At 63.1% G+C, this 18,441-nt stretch carries 14 protein-coding genes; 8 read left to right on the top strand and 6 right to left on the bottom strand.

What is annotated here, in order from left to right:
- Positions 1–16: 16 nt before the first annotated feature.
- A complete protein-coding gene (locus tag GJG85_RS30690) occupies positions 17–1,078 on the bottom strand; it encodes a DMT family transporter (protein ID WP_089490158.1) in 1,062 nt (353 codons plus the stop codon).
- Positions 1,079–1,548: 470 nt separating this feature from the next.
- Entirely contained in the window at positions 1,549–2,247 is a 699-nt protein-coding gene (locus GJG85_RS30685) for a ProQ/FinO family protein (protein WP_204384706.1), read from the bottom strand.
- A 649-nt stretch (positions 2,248–2,896) separates the two neighbouring features.
- Here GJG85_RS30685 and GJG85_RS30680 point away from each other — a divergent pair.
- On the top strand, positions 2,897–3,481 hold the full coding sequence (locus GJG85_RS30680; protein ID WP_050015673.1) for a DUF2889 domain-containing protein: 585 nt from the start codon (positions 2,897–2,899) through the stop codon (positions 3,479–3,481).
- Between the two features lie 107 nt (positions 3,482–3,588).
- Here GJG85_RS30680 and GJG85_RS30675 read toward each other — a convergent pair whose 3' ends face one another.
- A complete protein-coding gene (locus tag GJG85_RS30675) occupies positions 3,589–4,080 on the bottom strand; it encodes an NAD(P)H-dependent oxidoreductase (RefSeq protein ID WP_089490160.1) in 492 nt (163 codons plus the stop codon).
- A 173-nt stretch (positions 4,081–4,253) separates the two neighbouring features.
- Positions 4,254–4,907, bottom strand: a complete 654-nt coding sequence (locus tag GJG85_RS30670) for a TetR/AcrR family transcriptional regulator (protein WP_050015677.1) — start codon at positions 4,905–4,907, stop codon at positions 4,254–4,256.
- Between the two features lie 84 nt (positions 4,908–4,991).
- On the opposite strand from GJG85_RS30670, the gene GJG85_RS30665 reads away from it, so the two are divergent.
- From GJG85_RS30665 to GJG85_RS30650, 4 genes are all read left to right on the top strand, one after another.
- Complete coding sequence (locus GJG85_RS30665; RefSeq protein ID WP_050015679.1) at positions 4,992–6,116, top strand: MBL fold metallo-hydrolase; 1,125 nt, start codon at positions 4,992–4,994, stop codon at positions 6,114–6,116.
- A 127-nt stretch (positions 6,117–6,243) separates the two neighbouring features.
- Entirely contained in the window at positions 6,244–7,260 is a 1,017-nt protein-coding gene (locus GJG85_RS30660; protein WP_050015681.1) for an AraC family transcriptional regulator, read from the top strand.
- Between the two features lie 1,633 nt (positions 7,261–8,893).
- Positions 8,894–9,589 (top strand): ParA family protein, encoded by a 696-nt coding sequence (locus tag GJG85_RS30655; RefSeq protein WP_006497839.1) that lies wholly within the window; start codon positions 8,894–8,896, stop codon positions 9,587–9,589.
- Positions 9,582–10,613, top strand: a complete 1,032-nt coding sequence (locus GJG85_RS30650; RefSeq protein WP_124555189.1) for a ParB/RepB/Spo0J family partition protein — start codon at positions 9,582–9,584, stop codon at positions 10,611–10,613. The genes GJG85_RS30655 and GJG85_RS30650 overlap by 8 nt, the downstream gene beginning before the upstream one ends.
- Before the next feature lie 95 nt (positions 10,614–10,708).
- Here the strand turns inward: GJG85_RS30650 and GJG85_RS30645 are convergent, their stop codons facing one another.
- Positions 10,709–12,025: a replication initiation protein gene (locus GJG85_RS30645; protein ID WP_050015685.1), complete on the bottom strand. Its 1,317-nt coding sequence runs from the start codon at positions 12,023–12,025 to the stop codon at positions 10,709–10,711.
- A 2,346-nt stretch (positions 12,026–14,371) separates the two neighbouring features.
- Here GJG85_RS30645 and GJG85_RS30640 point away from each other — a divergent pair.
- Positions 14,372–14,680, top strand: coding sequence for a hypothetical protein (locus GJG85_RS30640; protein ID WP_050015708.1), 309 nt, complete (start codon positions 14,372–14,374; stop codon positions 14,678–14,680).
- 154 nt (positions 14,681–14,834) lie between these two features.
- Here GJG85_RS30640 and gcvA read toward each other — a convergent pair whose 3' ends face one another.
- Positions 14,835–15,740 carry a transcriptional regulator GcvA gene (gene gcvA / locus GJG85_RS30635; protein ID WP_089490163.1) on the bottom strand — a complete coding sequence of 302 codons (906 nt, stop codon included), beginning with the start codon at positions 15,738–15,740 and terminating at the stop codon, positions 14,835–14,837.
- A 140-nt stretch (positions 15,741–15,880) separates the two neighbouring features.
- Here gcvA and GJG85_RS30630 point away from each other — a divergent pair, with 140 nt between their 5' ends.
- A complete protein-coding gene (locus tag GJG85_RS30630; protein ID WP_124637405.1) occupies positions 15,881–17,179 on the top strand; it encodes an adenylosuccinate synthase in 1,299 nt (432 codons plus the stop codon).
- A gap of 298 nt (positions 17,180–17,477) precedes the next feature.
- The gene (locus GJG85_RS30625; protein WP_204384704.1) at positions 17,478–18,428 is read left to right on the top strand and encodes a LysR family transcriptional regulator; all 951 of its coding nucleotides are present in this window, start codon (positions 17,478–17,480) and stop codon (positions 18,426–18,428) included.
- Positions 18,429–18,441 lie beyond the last annotated feature (13 nt).

The following is an 18,441-nucleotide window of genomic DNA, read 5'->3' as shown; positions in this document are numbered from 1 at the left end:
GTCGCTCACGACGCGGTCAGTGTCGATGCCGGTGATGAATATCCGGAAAATGCGCGTGACTGTGCGTGATCGGCAGATGCACGTGCGGATGCGTGTGCGGTTCATCGCCGTCATACGGGAAGTCGTGCGCGTGCTGGTGATGGTCGTCGTGCCGATGCCGATGCGTATGCTCGAGCCGCTCGTGCGCATGCGTGTGTTCGTGCCGTTCGCGCACGTGCAGCCAGATGCCGAGCGCCATCAGCGCGGCCGCGATCCAGAACGTCGCGGGCGGCAACGCGGGCCAGATCAGCAGCGACAGCACGACTCCGAACAGCGGGGCAATCGAAAAGTACGCGCCGGTGCGCGCGCTGCCCAGATGACGCAGCGCGACGACGAACAACACGAGGCTGATCCCGTAGCCGCCGAGCCCCGTCAGCATCGCCTCGGCCATGACCGGTATCGCAGGTAGCGTCGCGCCGGTCGCCAGCGCGATGCCGATGTTCACCGGCCCCGCGATCAGCCCTTTCACGCCCGCGATCACCATCGCGTCGTTCGCGGCCACCTTGCGGGTCAGGTTGTTGTCGATCGCCCAGCACAGGCATGCGCCGACGATCAGCAGCGCGCCGACCGGCACGCCGGCCCGGCCCGGCGTCCACGACAACAGCGTGCCGCCGGCGACGATCGCCACCATGCCGAGAAATATCTGCGTATCCACGTTCTCGCGAAACACGACCCACGCAATCACGGCCGTCAGCACGCCCTCGAGATTGAGCAGCAGCGCGCTCGTCGCCGCCGGCGTGCTCGATAGGCCGAGCATCAACAGAGCCGGGCCAGCCACGCCGCCCGCCGCGATCGCCCCGGCCAGCCACGGCAGATCGGCGCGCTGCAACGGCGCGGCGTCCGCGGCCGGTGCGTGACGGCCGTGCCAGCCGCGCAGCAGCATCCCGATGCCGAGTCCGACGCCACTGCCGAGATAGAAGAGGCCAGCGACCATGAACGGCGACATCGCGCCGATCAGCGCCTTGGCGAGCGGTGTCGCGGCGCCGAACAGCGCGGCAGCGGCGAGCGCGACGAAAATCGCGGAACGTCTCGGGTTCATGGTCCGGGTTGAGTTGGCGTTAACGACGCTGGGCGTGGCTTTGGATCGAGCCGGGCCTGCCTTATTTTTCGAATGACGGTTGTATCGCGGCAATCGGCTTGCCCGCGGGCTGATGATCCAGTCGTGATTATCGCGCGCAATTTTTATCGCGACGAGCAGGCGGGATCGCTCACGCGTCGATCGACGCGTTTCGCTTCATCATTTCGTAACGCGAATTATGCGGTAGGCTCGCCAATTACTCAGGGATACGAATTATCTGAACGTAAGCGGAACAATCAAGCTCTCGCGCGTGTCGAGCCCGATCGACGAATGTGAGTCGTCCGGTCGCGTTGTCTGTTCGACGGGGAGGAGATGGACCGGCAGGTTCAGTGCCGGTAGAGGCAGTCCCGACCTGCGTCTGTCGACGCCGGTCGGTCTGTCGTGTCATGCGCCGCCGCGGCTTGCAGCGGGTACGCGGCGCGCGATGTGGATTACTCGTTGCCGGCCGCTTGCTGTTCGACCTGCGGTGCGGCGCCGGTCTGCACCTTCGCTTCCGCTTCGACCCGCGGCGCGGCATCGGTCTGCACCTTCGCTTCGGCTTCGGCTTGCGCCGGTTGCAGTGCAGCAGCGACCTCGGCCTGCTGCGGCGCACCCTTGGCCGATTGTGCCGCGCCCTTGCCGCCGGGGCGACGAGCCTTCAGACGGCGCGCACGCGCCGCGTCGTCGTGCGTCACGCGCCCGGCTTCGTTACCCTGCAGGTCGACGCGCACCGCGTCTTCGACGAGGCAGGACCAGTAGCGGTTGCCGCGGCACCACGTCGACATTGCCTCGCGCAGTTCCGCTTCGCTGAGGCCCACGGCCTGCGCTTCGCGGGCGAGATCGTCCCAGATGCCAACCTTGAGCGGCACTTTAGGGGCCGGATTCTTCGGGAACGCGCGCGGAAACTTCCGCTGCAGTTTGCCGATCGCGACGATGACCGGATCGACCGGCGCCGACGGCTTCGTCGGAGCAGGCTTCGCTCGCTGCTGCGCCTTCGCGCCGGCGCCCGGCTTGGCGCCGCGGGACGGCTGGTCGCCGGACTTCGGCTTCGCGCCGGCGTCCGTCGGCGCCGCCGGCCGCTTCGCGTTGCGCTCCTGCTTGGCCTTCGCTGCGAGCTGCGCCCGCAATTCGGCAAGTTGTTCAAAACCCATAAATTCAATCCACCAGGAATATAAGGTGTGGTTCGTGCGGCCATGCCGCGCGGCGCAAAAGCATCGCCGCCATGCGTGCGGCCGGCCTGCCGCCGGTGCGGAACACTACGGGGCCGCATCGCGCACGCCACTCTGTTTTCAGGCACCCGGCCTCGATGCCGGACAAGGCAGGAGTGGAAGTATACCGGTACGCGGGACGGTCGGTTGACTCGCCGGTCCGCATTTGCCCGAGCCGCGGCGCCGAAAATGCGTCCGCGTGGTCGTGTTGCGCATTATATGGATACGTTTCCGGATGTCACGCCATTCGCGGCCCGGCCGGAAATCGGGCCGGGCGGACGCTCGACTGAATATGCGATCTTCCGCGCGACAGCCGTCGAACAGCGTCGTGCCGCGTCCGCAAAGCGTTGCATTGCATGGCCCCCGACGTCGCCCGACACGCCCGCCCGACCCTCGCTTGCGCCGGCATCGGCGGCCGATTGGTTGCGTCCGCATCGAACGCGTCGCGGACGAAAATATCGGAAAGTGCGTAGTATGGCCGAATCGACTTCGTTGGCAGCACGTCCCGCCGGCTTTTCACCGTACGCCCGATCGGCCGTGCGCGATCCCGTTGCCTGCGAAAAGACCCGGTTTCAAGAGACGGAGCGGATGCATGGTTTCCCAAGACGACACCCCGCACGACGGCATCACGCGCGACGAGATCCACCATCGGCAGATCGACATGCGCGGCTATCGGCGCAGCGACGGCCTGTTCGAAGTAACGGCCTGCCTCGCGGACCGCAAGACCAGCGATTTCACGCCGCCCGGCGGTGCGCGGACGGTCGCGGCGCTGACGCCGCTCCACGAGCTTGGCGTGACGCTCGTCTTCGACGTCGACATGGTCGTGCGCGCCGTATCCACGTTCATCCGTTCGCATCCGTATGCGCAATGTCCGGGCGGCGGCGACTCGCTGCAGGCGCTCGTCGGATTGACCATCGGCGCGGGCTGGAACAGCGAGGTGCGCAAGCGCCTGCCGTCTTGCGATACGTGCACGCACCTGAAGGAATTGCTCGGCCCGATCGCGACGACGGCCTATCAGACGATGGTCGGCATGCGGCGATCGTCGCTCGATTACCGCGACAGCGAAGGCAAGCCGCTCAAGATCGACAGTTGCTATGCCTACGGCGCATCGCGCGATCTCGTCAAACGTCTTTGGCCCGAACATCACCGGCCTTCGGGCACTGCGAAGGGCGGCTGAAGCCCCGGCACGCGGCGGTCCGGCGTTGTTTGCGAAACCGGTATTGCGCGAACGACTGCAGATCCTGCCTGTGTCGATTCGGTAGATCGGCGCTGCCGTATCCGTCCTCAGAACACGCCCAGTGCCAGCCCCGCGGCAAGACCCGCACCCAGTTCTGCGCAGCGCGCGAGCGCGTCATCGTCGATCGTCTTCGTCGCGAGAATACGCTCCGGCGTCTGCGCATGTGTGCAGACGATCAGCCCGGGTGCGACGTTCTTCAGCCGCCATCCGGTCGCAATCCGGTCGATCTGCCGCAACGCGTTCTGTCCGTCGCTGCCCGCGCAGATCATTGCCGCATACGGACGACCGTTCACGCGATCGAGCGCCGCGTAGTAGCAGCGATCGAAGAAATCCTTCATCAGCCCGGACATCGCCGCTAGATTCTCCGGCGTCGCGAACAGGTACGCGTCGGCTGCCAGCACGTCGTCGGCGCTCGTCGCGTCCGCGCGCTGCAGCCTGACGTCGACGCCGGGCTGCTCGCGAGCCGCACCGGCAGCCGCTTCGGCCATCTGCTGCGTGCCTCCGGTCATCGTGTGATAGACGATCAACAGCGTTTTCATGGGTCGTTGCTCGCAGTCGGTTTCGGGTGCGCGGACGTATCGCCGGGTTTGGGCCGGCTGGCTGGTCGACACGGGTAGGTGCGATTGTGCGTTCGGCTTCTCCGGATTGGCGGGTTTCGCGCATCGCAACGATTTCGACTGGTCCGCGCTACCGGATGCCCGCGGATGCGCGTTCAATCCTGCGTGCGATGCGACGCGGCGCCGTCGTCCAGTCGCGCGTAGTACGCGAGGAACATGTCGGCGGCCGATTCCGCCACTTTCTGCTGCTCCTGCGCCGTCAGCGGCGGCTGGCCCATCGTGATCTGCGGCCAGAACGCGAATGCCTTCATCGCGCCATGCAACTGATGCGCGGCGAACACCGGATCGGTGACCGCCAGCCGGCCGGCCGCCGCGGCCGCACGCACCCAGACCGTGACGTCTTCCTCACGCTCGCCGAGACGTTCGACCATGTCGCGCGCGCGTTCCGGCGAATGGATGGCCGCGCCGATCGCGACGCGCGCCAGCGCGAGAAACGCTTCGTCGTTCATCAACCGCAATTTGCGCTCGAGCAGCGCGAGCAGTTGCTCGCGCAGCGGCACGTCGGCGCGATAGGTCGGCAAGTTGCCGGCCCGGGTCGCATCCCACAGCTTGTTCAGGATCGCGGCGAATAGCGTCTCCTTGCTCGGAAAGTGGTTATAGACCGTGCGTTTCGACACATCGGCGCGCGCGGCGATACGATCCATGCTCGTCGCATCGTAGCCGGCCGCGAGAAATTCCTCGATCGCCGCATCGACGATGGCCGCGCGCTTTCGGTCGGTCAGGCGCTGAGGGGAAGTGCTGGTATCCATACAGAAATTTTACACCGGGCAGTTTACTTATCTCAAAAATAAACTACACTGTTTAGTGTACTTTATTCTTCGGACGAACCGGACATGGCATCGCCTCTCGTTTTGATTCACCGCATTCTGGGCTTTGCGGCGGCCCGCCGCGGCCGGACGCTGTCCGGCGGTTCGCCGCAGCACAACGGCGAGCGCTTTGCCAATGTCGCGCCGCGGCCCGCCGAAGGATTGGGCAAGACGCTGGGCATCGCATGGAACATGCTGGTCAACAAGCCGCGTCATACCGTGCCGGCCGGCGCCCTCCCCGTCGATTCGCTGACCCGCGCGGAACTCGACGCGGCGCCCGATCGCAGCCTGTACCGGCTCGGCCATTCGACGCTGTTGCTGAAGCTGCGCGGCGAATTCTGGCTGACCGATCCGGTGTTCGCCGAGCGCGCGTCGCCGTTTCGGCGCATCGGCCCCAAGCGCTTTCATGCGCCGCCGATCGCGCTGGAAGATCTTCCGCCGCTGCGCGGCGTGATCCTGTCGCACGATCATTACGATCACCTCGATCGCGACACGGTGCTCGCGCTTGCCTCCACCACCGGCGTGTTCGTGACGACGCTGGGTGTCGGCGATCGATTGATCGAATGGGGCATCGACGCGGACAAGGTTCGCCAGCTCGACTGGTGGCAAAGCGCGGACGTGGCCGGGCTGACGCTGACGGCTACGCCCGCCCAGCACTTCTCCGGGCGTAGCCTGTTCGACGGTAACAGTACGCTGTGGGCGTCGTGGGTGATCGTCGACGACGACCTGCGCGTATTCTTCAGCGGCGATACGGGTTATTTCGATGGCTTCCGGGAGATCGGCGAGCGCCTCGGGCCGTTCGACGTCACGCTGATCGAAACAGGCGCCTATGATGCGCAATGGCCGTACGTGCACATGCAGCCGGAAGAAACCGTGCAGGCGCACATCGATTTGCGCGGACGCTGGCTAGTCCCGATCCACAACGGCACGTTCGACCTCGCCATGCATCGCTGGCAGGAGCCGTTCGAGCGTGTCACGGCGTTGGCGCTCGTACGCGGCATCGAACTGTCAACACCGAGAATGGGCGAACACCTCGATCTCGACGCGCCGCATCGTGGCGCGCGCTGGTGGCGCGCGGTCGACGAGCGCGCGGCAGCGCCGGCGGCGAAATCGCGACGCTGGCAGCTTTGCGCATCGCAGGCGACGAAGTAGTCCGCCAGTCGCTGCGCGTGCCTGCCGGGAAGATGACCGTGCCGCGATTCCGGGTGGTGAATGCGTTGCCCGCCTCCCCTGCACGTCGACGGCTGCCTGTCGACCCGATTACCTGAGTAGAGAAGTCATGCATCCGGTACCCGTCCGATACATGCCCGGCCAACGAGACGATGATGTCGCCATCACGGCATTCGACCAGGCAGGCCACCGTTCGACCCGCCGCAGCCGCGAGAACGAATTGCGGCAGGCGCTCGCAGAGCGCGTCGCGAGATGGACCGAAGGTGTCGATCACCTCAACACGGCCATTCCCAATCTCAGCTTTCATCGAAGGGAAGCGCCGACGCTGCCGATGGAATGCATGGTCGAGCCGAGCTTCGGCCTCGTCGTTCAGGGCGCGAAGCGGGTCATACAGAGCGGGGATGCGTATATCTATGACGCCGACCGCTTTCTGATCACGTCGCTCGATCTGCCCGGTTCGACGCAAATCATCGAGGCCAGTCCCGACAAACCGTTTCTCGGGCTCGGCCTCAAGCTCGATTTCCGCGTCATGGCCGAACTGATGATGCAAGTCGCGCCGGATCACGACGATGCGCCGGCTGGCCGCGGACTCGTCGTCGGCGACATGACCGAACCGCTGTACGACGCGCTGAACCGGCTACTCGCGCTGCTGGACGACCCGAACGCGATTGCCGTTCTCGCACCGTATATCGAGCGGGAAATCTACTATCGGCTGCTGACGAGCGACCAGGGCGCGCGCCTGCGCCAGATTGCGTCCACCGGCAGTCAGTGCAACCGCGTGTCGCGCGCGATCCGGTGGTTGCGCGCTCACTACGACGAATCGTTGCGCGTCGATGATCTCGCGGCGCAAGTTCAGATGAGCAGTTCGACCTTCCATCATCACTTCCGTCAGCTCACCGGCATGAGTCCGTTGCAGTATCAGAAATGGATACGACTCAACGAGGCGCGTCGGCTGATGCTGGCGGAGCGGCTCGATGCAGCGTCGGCGGCGTTCAGGGTCGGGTACGCGAGCCCAACGCAGTTCAATCGGGAATATAGTCGGCTGTTCGGTAATTCTCCGCGACGGGATATCGATAGCCTGCGAGGTGGCGCGGACGTCGCTCTGTCGATCGTGGCGAGTTATTGATCGCGAGCGCGGACGGTAGCGATGTACGGGCTTCGATGGGATTCGCAAAGTACGGGGCTGGATTTGTCGCATGCAGTTTAAGGGGACGCGCGCCACTCTGTAAGATCATGTTGTACCGGCGGCGCTCCAGAGTCCTGCTCGACGACTCCCCGGCCTCAGCTTCTCCGCTCCATATTTCGCGATTTCACGAATCTGGGGCTCGGCACATGCGTTGTCACGTGACAACCGGCGCTAAATACCAAGCCCACTTGATGCCGAATTGGCGGCTCGATGCCACACAGTGGTGGAGTGATCCCCCGACACGTCGACAACCTCTAGCTGCGCCCCGCCACAAAACGTCTCATAAACTACAAATCACGTATCGATCAAGACGAATCTACCTGCGATTGGGCCGTTCCCCAACGCCGTCGCACTGAAATAGCATACGCCCCCATTTCCAAGCTTTTTCGCGCTCATTTCGCGTGAAACAGGATGAAGAATGTGGCGCAAGCCATTGCCACACAAGGATTTCCGGCGAGCATCGATTTTCGGCGAATGTTTCACGACCCGATCCGTTTGGGTTGGCACATGTCCCTGGCACATGGATTCATCACCCATTGCGGCCGGTATACGCGGCGATCTCGCGCACGTCGAACCTCTCCAGGGCACGGTGAATTGATACTTGCCACGAGACAGCCTCCCCTGTTAGCCGACACGAGCAGCAACACTAATTTCGCTCCACCGCGTAAATGGGGACACATCATAGTCGCCACGATATCGTCGTGGGGGCGCACCTCAGCAGTTGTTCTGACGCATAGCTTCGACACGTGAGCGTCCATGCGACGATAGCGGAATAACGGCCCGATGATGTCCCGACCACGCTACCGAGACGCTCGTTTGCAACCCTCGCGCGGGACTCTTCCCTTCATATACAGCCCGCCTGCCGCACGAGTCTTCCAGACACCGGCTCCTGTTGTCACGTGACAACTCGCTAGCGATTCAGTGACGAGCCGAGACCGAAAACTGTCGACGATGCCGTTCCTCCCTAGCAATAAGCCCTGTACGCCACGAGCACACGCCAACCACGACGACTCCCTGATGATCGCGGAGTGCCCGTTAGGAGATGCGTCGGAATCCATTTGTCACGTGACAACTCACCTCGGTACCGACGAGGGGTATATGGTCACGCGCCGCGCGCATCGACAATTGAAGTAAGGAAATTTCTGACGTTCCTGCGGAATCCGAGACGCAGCGTATGGAACAGTTCCTCACGGCGTACGGCCCAAGAGAAATCGGAGATCCAGCGACTTGTCACGTGACAACCCTCTGTTTCCCCGTGGCCAACATCATCACCGACATGGATTCGTATCGAATTTCGAATGAGATCTACGCACGCCAAAACGCCAAGTCTCTCCACAAGATCTCGTTATGGACCCCAAAGACCGTCGGCTTCCCTCACATTTGTCGTTCGTTCTTTTGCAACCGAGATCGATGGTTTTTTATCGAATCGCTACTCTCGAATAACGCTTAGCTATTCGGTCTACTTGTCACGTAACAACCACAACGACCAATAAAACATCCATAGCATTGAACACTTTTGTAGACAACCTATGAATAACTGCCTATATTACGTAAAACTCCTAGGAGGAATTCAATGGCTTTCAAGATCGCCGTCAGTAATCAAAAAGGTGGAACTGGAAAGACAACCATCTCCGTCAACATCGCGGCGGCATTCGAAGCCGGCGGCAATAAGGTCGCGCTGATCGATGCCGACCCTCAAGGCACTTCCGTCCGGTGGGTCACAAGTGGCGAGAACACGCTCCCGATGACGGTCCTGTCGCTGGCGCCTGCCGGCCGCGGCATCGGCGGCGAAATCAAGAAACAGGACGCGAACTTCGACGTGATCGTCGTCGACTGCCCCGGCAACCTCGAAGATCCACGTATTGCATCCGTCCTCGAAGTGGCGGACTTCTGCCTGGTGCCGCTTTCGCCGTCGCCGGCCGATCTGTACAGCACGGTTGCAATGATCCGCATGATCGAGTCGATGCGCGCCGTTCGAAATCCTCAACTTTCTTCCGCATTAATGCTGAATAGCGTTAATGGAAAAACTAAAATGCGTGAAGAAATTTTAAAAATTTTACGAGCTGAAGAAATAGGGGAGCATCTGCTCGACAGCCAGATCGCGCAACGCGAGGTCTATCGTCAGACGTTCGCGCTCGGCACCACGATCCATCACCATAATCGATACCTGAAGGGCCTGAAGGAAGCCCGCGCGGAAATCGAAAAACTGGTCACGGAAATGGCCCAATACATCGCGTCGACGCGCGCTACCGGAGCCGCCCATGGCTAAGGACACCTCGAAAGACAAGAAGCCGACCGGCAACCTGCATCTGGCAGCCGGCCTGTTGCGCGGACTCGCGCAGGAAAACGCGGCGCTCGAAACGCGGCTGCCCGAGCCGGCGGCCGCACCGGCTGCCGTCGTCGAAGCGGCGCCCGCCAGTGCGCCGGCCGCAACCGCGCCCGCCGGTGCGCCCGATCTGGGCGCGCCGCAGAAAGTACTGGTCAAGGACTGCATTCCGAACCCGTTCAACCCGCGCGTGTTCTACTCGGAGTCGAGCCTGCACGAACTCGCACTGACGTTGAAACGGGAAGGGCAGATCGAGCCGATCAAGGTCACGCGGCTCCCCGAATTTCCCGGCAAGCTCGTCGTGATCGACGGGCAACGCCGGCTGCGTGCGACGAGCATCAACGGCGACGAGACGATCAATGCGACGTTCCGCACCGATCACACGCCCGAGCAGCTCTATACGATCGCGTACCGCGCGAACCACGATCACGAACGCCAGACGATCTTCGACGATGCGGTCGCGTGGAAACGTCTGCTCGACGAGAAGGTCTTTGCCGACCAGAACACGCTGGCGGAAAAAATCGGCAAGGACAAGGCATCGATCAGCAAGACGCTGTCGCTGAACGCGCTGCCGAACACGCTGCTGGAGCGGATGGCGAGTGCGAACGACGTGGTCGGTCTGCAGGCCGCGTACTTTCTGAAGCTGATCTTCGAACGCCTGGGCGAGCCGACGGCCGACCGGCTGCTGACGGCCGTGATCGACCGGAAAAAATCCGTCCGCGATCTCGAGAATTTCCTGCGTGCGCAAAGCGACGGCGCCAAGAAGCCCGGACGGACGCGCTATAGCGTCCGTCATGACTTCGCACTCGAATCGCGCGCAATCGGTCAGTTGAAGACTTATCCGGACGGACGTCTGGATCTGCAGCTCAAGGGCGTCGACGCATCCCACCAGGAAGCGCTTGCCGACAAGCTCAAGACCGTCATCGACGCGTACGTCGCCGATCTGGCGGCGGCAACGCCAAAGTAACGCGCCACCGGCAAAAGGCCTCGCCTTCGCGCTGCGCCGCGCAGCCGGACCACAACAGGGTCCGGCGCACGGCGCGCACGACGGCGAGGCCTCTTTCAGTTGCCCGCGAGACTGCTTTTCAGCAGGAATTCCAGCAGGTCATCCGAGGTCGGCTCGCCCCACGTATCGAGCGCCAGCCAGCGGAAGAAGCTGGTCTGCGCGAGCTTGCTCGCCTTCTTCTTCGGCGACAGCGTCAGATCCTTCGAACCCGCCACCGTCTCGTTGTAACGCTCGATCAGCCTGGTCTGGTCGTCGATCTCCAGCTCGCGGAAATACGCGCCGGCTTCCTCGACCTTCGCCGCCAGATACTTGTCGCGAATCTGTTCCTGCTTGCTCTGCGCGGATTCCTTCGCCGGTGCGGCCGCTTCGGTTCCCTGCCCGTCGGCCAGCGTGTAACCGTGCGTCAGCGCCTTGCGGAAATACGCGGCGACGTTGTCGACCGGCGCCGCATTTTTCTTCGTGGTCCGATTGAGCGTATAGGCGATCGCCGCCTTGATGCGCTGCACGCCGTATTGCGTGATCAGCCGGCGCGCCTCCGAACGCGGAATGCCGAACTTCGCGACCTCCTCGACCAGCGCTTCGTTCTTGACGTCGCCGTCTTCGACCGTATCGGTGCTCTGCTTGCGTGTCACCTTGAACTGCACGGCTTCCACGCTGCGGCCGGATTTGTGTTCGATCAGCTCGAGCGTGTGATCCGATACTTCGTTCACCTCCTGAATGCACGGCACCAGGACCTTGCTCTTGAACAGCTTGTATTCCTTGTACGACTGCGACGCCTTGTCCTGGCCGAGAATGAGGTCACGGAATTTCGGCAGCGGAATCTTCGCGGTGATGCCGATCCCTTCGTAGCGCACCGTGTTTTCCCACAGCGCGAGCGAGTGCGAGCGCCGGAACTCGCGAGCGATCCGCATATCGATCAGCGCGTAGATCTCGGGATTGAGCAGTTCGCTGCGAATCTGGTCGGAGAAGCTGTACTTCAGCACCGATTGCTCGAGCTCCGCGCCGGCGAGCAGGCCCGATGCTTTCCAGACCGTCGAACGGTCCGCGGCCAGGTAGTCCCAGTTGACGACGGTACTGATCAGCGAGTTGACCGTATCCTTCACGTACTTCGTGTTGTTGCTGTTCAGCCCGCTCTCGTGCGACAGCGACGCGATCGAGATCGAGAAGCTCGTCCGGCCCGGTTCGAACGCCTCCTGCCGAAGTGCGTTCTTGATCAACGAGCTGAACATCTTGCGCTGCTGCAGACCGATCTTTCCCGACTTCGGTGCGATATGAATCGCCTGGACCGCCTTGCGCAGCAAGTCGGGCGGCTCGGGTGTCTGAAACAGCGAAACCTGTTTGTCTGAGCCTTTGCTTGCGGGCTTGCGCGGCATCGTGGTGTCCGGGTAAGGTTGCCTTATTGAGAGCGGACTTTATACCTTTTCGCGCCACGGAGCAACGCCCTTGCTCAAGCATTACTTTCACTATATGAGCTAACTATCTGACACGTAATGAGAAATCCGTGTTTCACGATTTGTTCAGAGCCCCATATCCGTCTACCTTTTGATCAAAATACCTCCCAAAAGCCGCTACCTTTCCTGGCTCGACAGGGCAACCCGGCACAAGAATTGCCATACGAAGGTACCCATCCATGGGGGCAAACGGACGGAATCGAGATCGCCGGGAAGATTCGTGGTGCCCCGCAACACAGCCGCCTTTTTCTCCCATAACGGGCTACCTTTGTCGTTTCCCATAGGAGGCTACCTGTCACCGGGGTCGACGCAGCTGCTTTCCGGATTGAAGGTGGAAATCGCTCCCATAAACGGCAACTATTCGTTTTCCCCATAGACGGTAACCTGTCCGTGGCCTTAGCCCTGTCTATGGGAAAGCTTCACGGCGTCCCCGAGCAAAGGGCAGCAAATTGACTGAGACCGACTCCCATAAATAGGTACCTTTCAGATTTCCCATAACCGGCTACCCGAAGAAAATCACTGTGCACGCATCGGACTACCAACCGAGAAAAGCCCCCCATAAAAGGCTACCTTCCTGTGTTCCCATAGACGACTACCGAGCGCGATTGACGGTCGATTTCCCATAACCGGATACGTTCGCCCCATATCCACAACCCGGATTCCCCACAACACGGTACCCCAACCCCCAAATCCACAGACCTGAAACCCCAAACCCTTCCACCTGTGCTCCCATAAATGGGTACCGAACACCCCTCAAACCCTTGCCAGACAAGGCTGTGAGCCGTCTAAAAGTAGTTAAAGAAGTAAACGTGGTTTACCAAAGATGTAAACACACGTGTGCTTGCACAGAAAGACGAACCCCATAAACCGCTACCAATGGGAGTCGTCTGTGGGACGCAAGGCGTTCAGATCCTGCGATCCAGACCGACTCGGCTCTGTTTGACACACCGTTCCAGGAAGGCTCCAGGCCTGACAAGGCCTCCCGAAGAGGTGAGTACCCACTCACAAACGCCGAAACGTAGAAACTTATGGGAGGAAATGCGCGGTTTCGGCGTAGAGGTTCCCGTTTATGGGACCCAAAAATGTGCCCCATGGCACCCTCGGCACCATGACTGACGAGCGCAGCGAATCCCGTCGCTTCGTCCACAGCAGTTGGAAATCATCCTGGACTGCCCACGAATGGTTTTTTGCACTCGCGCGGCCTCGTCTATGCACAAGTTTTTGTCGATCGCCTGTGATGCCGCTCGCCAAATTTAGCCTGTGGACTGTGCCCGACGGAATCCGATCCCGGCTGTTTCCATCCCACGTCCGGTCCGTTTTTCTACCTTTGGAGTGCCGCCCGGCAAGCCATGCTGTGTCCGTCGACATCGTTGCGAACCAACGTGAAGGTGCTGTCGGTGCCGCAGCTCACCGCAATCGAATTCCCCGATGCGCCCGAATATGCTCACCTTCCGAAAAAGCAGAGTCCCGTAAAAGCTCACCGATAGGCGGTGGCACAGGTATAAGCAAGCTGTGTAGATCCCAGCCCTCATCCACATAAGGAACCGTCGATGGGAGCAAACGGGAAACGATCGGCATCCTTGTGTGGCGCTTCAGCGTCGGCAAGCACGGTTGCACAGACGGATAGGCTTCACGGCCATGGGCATATCCATCCGACGAGCGCTGCTCGCTCATGATCAGTTTCAGCGCATTCGTGCAGTCCATCGGGCCGACGTCTTCACCGCTTGCGCCGCCCCGCCTTTTTTGTCAGACCTACGGATCGACAACCCGCTTTGCCTCCACACACAGACAACCTTCTGCATCACAGTGCGGCAAGCGGTACCGAACAGATCACCGCACGCCGCAACGACGCAACGTAACCCTCCTGACCGCCGAAGAAACGAATCGTGGTCGTTTATGGGAGGAACCGTCGCTCGAGCCGCATCGAACGATAACGTGACGCATGGATCGACTGCTGCTGCGGTGATCGTGCAAGCACGACGATCCTCACGTCGCGCATGAGCGCATGAGCGTATCGATATCGCCACCAGTGAAACACGCGTCGGCGCCTCGCACCGCGTCGAGTACCGCGGCGGCCGACCTCGAGCGCACCAACCGCGTTGTCTCCCATACGTGTATCCCCAATTCCGTCAGCACGTTGACGCCACAATTTTTGCGACACGGTTATGATGCTCAAGTCCTGACCGCGACATGACGACTGGTCAGGGCAGGGGCGGTATCTCGATGGTTTTTCAAACCGTGATGGTCATCAAAAAAGAGAGTTCAGCGATGCGAATCCAGATCAGAAAACTCACGCTGGCTGCTACCGCAGCCGCTTTCCTGTTCGGCTCGGCCGTTCCGGCCTTTGCACAGGAAACCGCAAGCGCGCCGGCTGCACAGGACGCCAAGGCCGCGAAGAGCGAAGCGCGCAAGGCGGCCAGGGCCAAACGCAAAGCCGAGCGCAAGGCTGCGCGTGCGAAGAACACCGCCGAGCTGAAGAAACTCGAAGACGCCGGTTACAAGCCGGCGGCCAATGATCCGAACTATCCGCAGAACCTGCAGAACGCGGAAAAGAAGGCCGGCGCCGCAAGCCAGTAAGCGTCGTCCGGCGGCAAGCCACGGGGCCGATCCGCGGCTTGCCGCGTGTGTCGCGATCGCGCGATGCACGAAAGCAAACATGCTCCATACGTTTATTCAATTCGATTCGGAATCCTGCATGTCGTGAAGATGCACGACACACAGGCGCGGGCGCTCAGCGCCGCTCGCCCGACGCAGTCGCGCTTCCCGTTGCCTTTAGCCAGTCCTTGAACGCGCGTACGGCGTCGTCGTCCGCTCGCGCGGACGCCACATATGTAAAGTAGCGCCACGGCGGCAGCGCCGGTTCGCTGAACGGCTGCACGAGCCGGCCTTCGGCGATGTCGTCGGCGACCAGCGCGATCGGGCCCATCGCGACGCCGAGCCCGTCGAGCGCGCCTTGCAGCGTCAGGTAGAAATGCTCGAGCGTGAGCGAGTGCCGCGGGACGAGGTTCGGGTGCCCGGCCGCCGCGAGCCATTCCGGCCACATGCCCGGATAGGTTGCCGCGTGCAGCAGCGTGAAGCCGGCGAGATCGGCAGGCGTCTCGAGCGACCGGCCCTCCAGCAACTTCGGCGCACACACCGGCAGCCGGACTTCGGACAGGAATTCCTCCGCAACGTACCCGTCGATGGCCTGCGGGCCGCCGCGAACGATCAGGTCGACCTTGTCGCGCAGCTTGTCGATCGGCTCGTTCGACGTCGACAGCCGCACCTCGATGGCCGGATGCCCGACCTGGAACGACGACAGCTTCGGGACGAGCCAGCGCAGCGAGAACGTCGCGGGCGCGCTGACGCGCAGCACGCGCTGCTGCGCGTGGCCGAAATGCTGCGCGGTGGCAAGTGCGATCCGGTCGAACGAAGCGCCGACCTCGGCGAGGTACGCGCGGCCGGCCGCGGTCAGTTCGACGCGCCGGTTGTGGCGTTCGAACAGCGGCCGCCCGAGCCACGCTTCCAGTTGTTGCACGTGCCGGCTGATCGCGCCGTGCGTGACGCACAGCTCGTCGGCGGCCAGCGTGAAGCTGCCGAGCCGCGCGGCGGCTTCGAACGCGCGCAGCGAATTCAACGGAGGGAGTCGTCGGGCCATTGCATCGTTTCGCGTGAAATTTACTCACACGATGGTTCAGGTTTAATCGTTTGATCGGGTGATTCGGCTCCGCCAATATGGCACACAAACGGCCAACCGGGCCGACCGAGTGTCTGAATTTCTCACATGGAGTACGGAGCATGCCGAACGTGGTGGTGGTGGGCGCCCAATGGGGCGACGAGGGCAAGGGGCGCGTCGTGGACTGGCTGGCGGCGCAGGCCGATGTCGTCGCACGCTACAACGGCGGCCACAACGCGGGCCACACGCTGGTCGTCGGCGGCAACACGTACAAGCTGGCGCTGCTGCCGAGCGGCATCGTGCGCGGCAAGCGCGGCGTGATCGGCAACGGCGTGGCGCTCGATCCGGAAGCGCTGCTCGCGGAAATCGGGCGGATGGCCGAACTCGGGCTGTCGGTGACGCCGGACAACCTGTCGATCGCCGAGAACGCGACGCTGGTGCTGCCGATTCACCGCGCGATCGACGAGGCGCAGGAGCGTTTGCGCCGCGAACCCATCGGCACCACGCTGCGCGGAATCGGGCCGGCCTATGAGGACAAGGTCGGGCGTCGCGGGCTGCGCGTCGGCGATCTCGCCGAACCGGGCGGGCTCGCCGCCAAACTCGACGTGCTCGTCGACCATCACAACGCGTGGTTCCGCGGCCTGGGGTTCGACGAGTACGATCGCGACGCGATGCTGGCGACGCTGGTTGCGCTTGCGCCGAAGATCCTGCCGTTCGTGCGTCCGGTCTGGGCCGACCTCAACGACGCGACCGATCGCGGCGAGCGCATCCTGTTCGAGGGCTCTCAGGCCGTGATGCTGGACATCGACTGGGGCACCTATCCGTTCGTGACGTCGTCGGGCACCGTGGCATCGGCCGCGGCGGCCGGCACCGGGCTCGGGGCAGCGAAGCTCGGCCACGTGCTGGGCGTGACGAAGGCGTATGCGACGCGGGTCGGCGGCGGCCCGTTCCTCACCGAGCTGACTGACGCGACCGGCGACACGCTGCGTGCGCGCGGACAGGAGTTCGGCGTCAACACGGGCCGGCCGCGACGCTGCGGATGGCTCGATGCCGCGCAACTGCGTCAGGCCGTCAGGATCTCGGGCATCGAGTCGCTGGCGCTGACCAAGCTCGACGTGCTCGATGGTTTCGAGTCGATCGCGCTGTGCATCGGTTACGAATTCGACGGCGTGCGCGTCGATCATTTGCCCGCGAGCCTCGATGCGCAGTCGCGCGCGAAGCCGCTCTACGAACGGTTCGAAGGCTGGCAAGGCTCCGTGCAGGGCGTGCGCGAGCGTGCGGCGCTGCCGCGGGCCGCGCAGGCTTTCATCGCGCGCATCGAAGCCGTGGCGGGCGCGCCGGTGTCGATGATCACGACGGGCGCGGAGCGCGACGACACGATCGTGTTGCGCAATCCGTTCGATGCGGTGGCCGCCGCGTAATGCGCGGGATGCACAGGGTGTCGATCGAGAGCGCGATCGTGGTCGGCGGGTAGCTTTTTCCGATCGCTGCGGTTGGCCTGTCGGTCCCTCCATACGCATGTCCGCCCGGCCCGGATGCCGCTCGGTGAGCGGCTTCGCAGCACGATTCGGCATCCGGATCGTGCCGCCTACGGCGAACTGGACACGCCTGCACCGCTGCTGTACTGTTCCGCACAATTCGCGCCAGACCGGCGTGTGCCGGCGCTGCCGGCACTCTGGCCGCACGACGGCGCGACGTGACAATCGCGGGGACAGGTCGATGGACACGTTACAGATGATGCGCATTTTCGTCCGGGTCGCGGAAGAGGGCAGCTTCACGAGCGCGGCCCAGCGCCTGGACATCACGACGGCCTACGCGTCGCGTTCGGTCGCGCAACTCGAAACGCATCTGCGCACGCGCCTGCTGAACCGCAGCACGCGCCGCATCGCACTGACCGACGCCGGGCAGCGCTATCTCGACCGCTGCCAGCGCATCCTCGGCTATATCGACGAAGCGGAAGCCGAGGCGGCCGATGCACAGGTGAAGCCGTCCGGACGGCTGCACGTCCACGCGACGACGAGTTTCGGCCAGTCCTACGTGGTGCCCGCGGTCGTGCGCTACCGCGAACGCTATCCGTCGGTCGCGGTCGAGCTGACGCTGTCGCAGCACGTGCCTGACATCATCGACGAAGGCTACGACGTGTCGCTGCAGTTGAGCACGACGGAGCTGCCCGATTCCGGGCTGGTATCGCAGCGGCTCGGCGACGTGGGCAGCGTGCTGTGCGCGTCGCCTGCCTACCTGAAGGCGCGCGGCACGCCGCGTGCGGTGAGCGATCTCGCCGGGCATGCGTGCCTGCGGCTCGTCACGTCGTTGTTTCCGCGCGACCGCTGGCATCTCGACGGCCCGAACGGCCGCGAAACGTTCGAACTGTCGGTGCCCGATTTCCAGGTGAATATCGCCGATGCGCTCGGCGCCGCGCTGCGCGCGGGGCTCGGGATCGGCCCGCTGCCGATGTCGGCTGCGCTGCCCGCGCTCGCGAGCGGCGCGCTGGTGCGCGTGCTGCCCGATTACCGGTTGCAGAAGCTGACGGTCTATACGCTGTATGCGTCGCGTCAGTATCTCGATGCGAAGATCCGCACGTTCGTCGATTTCCTGCGGGAATGCGTGCCCGAGATGCTGGCCGCCGACGAGGCCGCGTTGAACGCTTGCTGCGCGTCTCGTCAGTCCTGATTCACGCATGATC

The sequence above is a fragment of the Burkholderia sp. MS389 genome (assembly GCF_016899425.1).
Lineage (GTDB): Bacteria > Pseudomonadota > Gammaproteobacteria > Burkholderiales > Burkholderiaceae > Burkholderia > Burkholderia sola.
The sequence above is the reverse complement of the archived record's forward strand: the minus strand, read 5'-3'. Positions and strand labels throughout refer to the sequence as shown.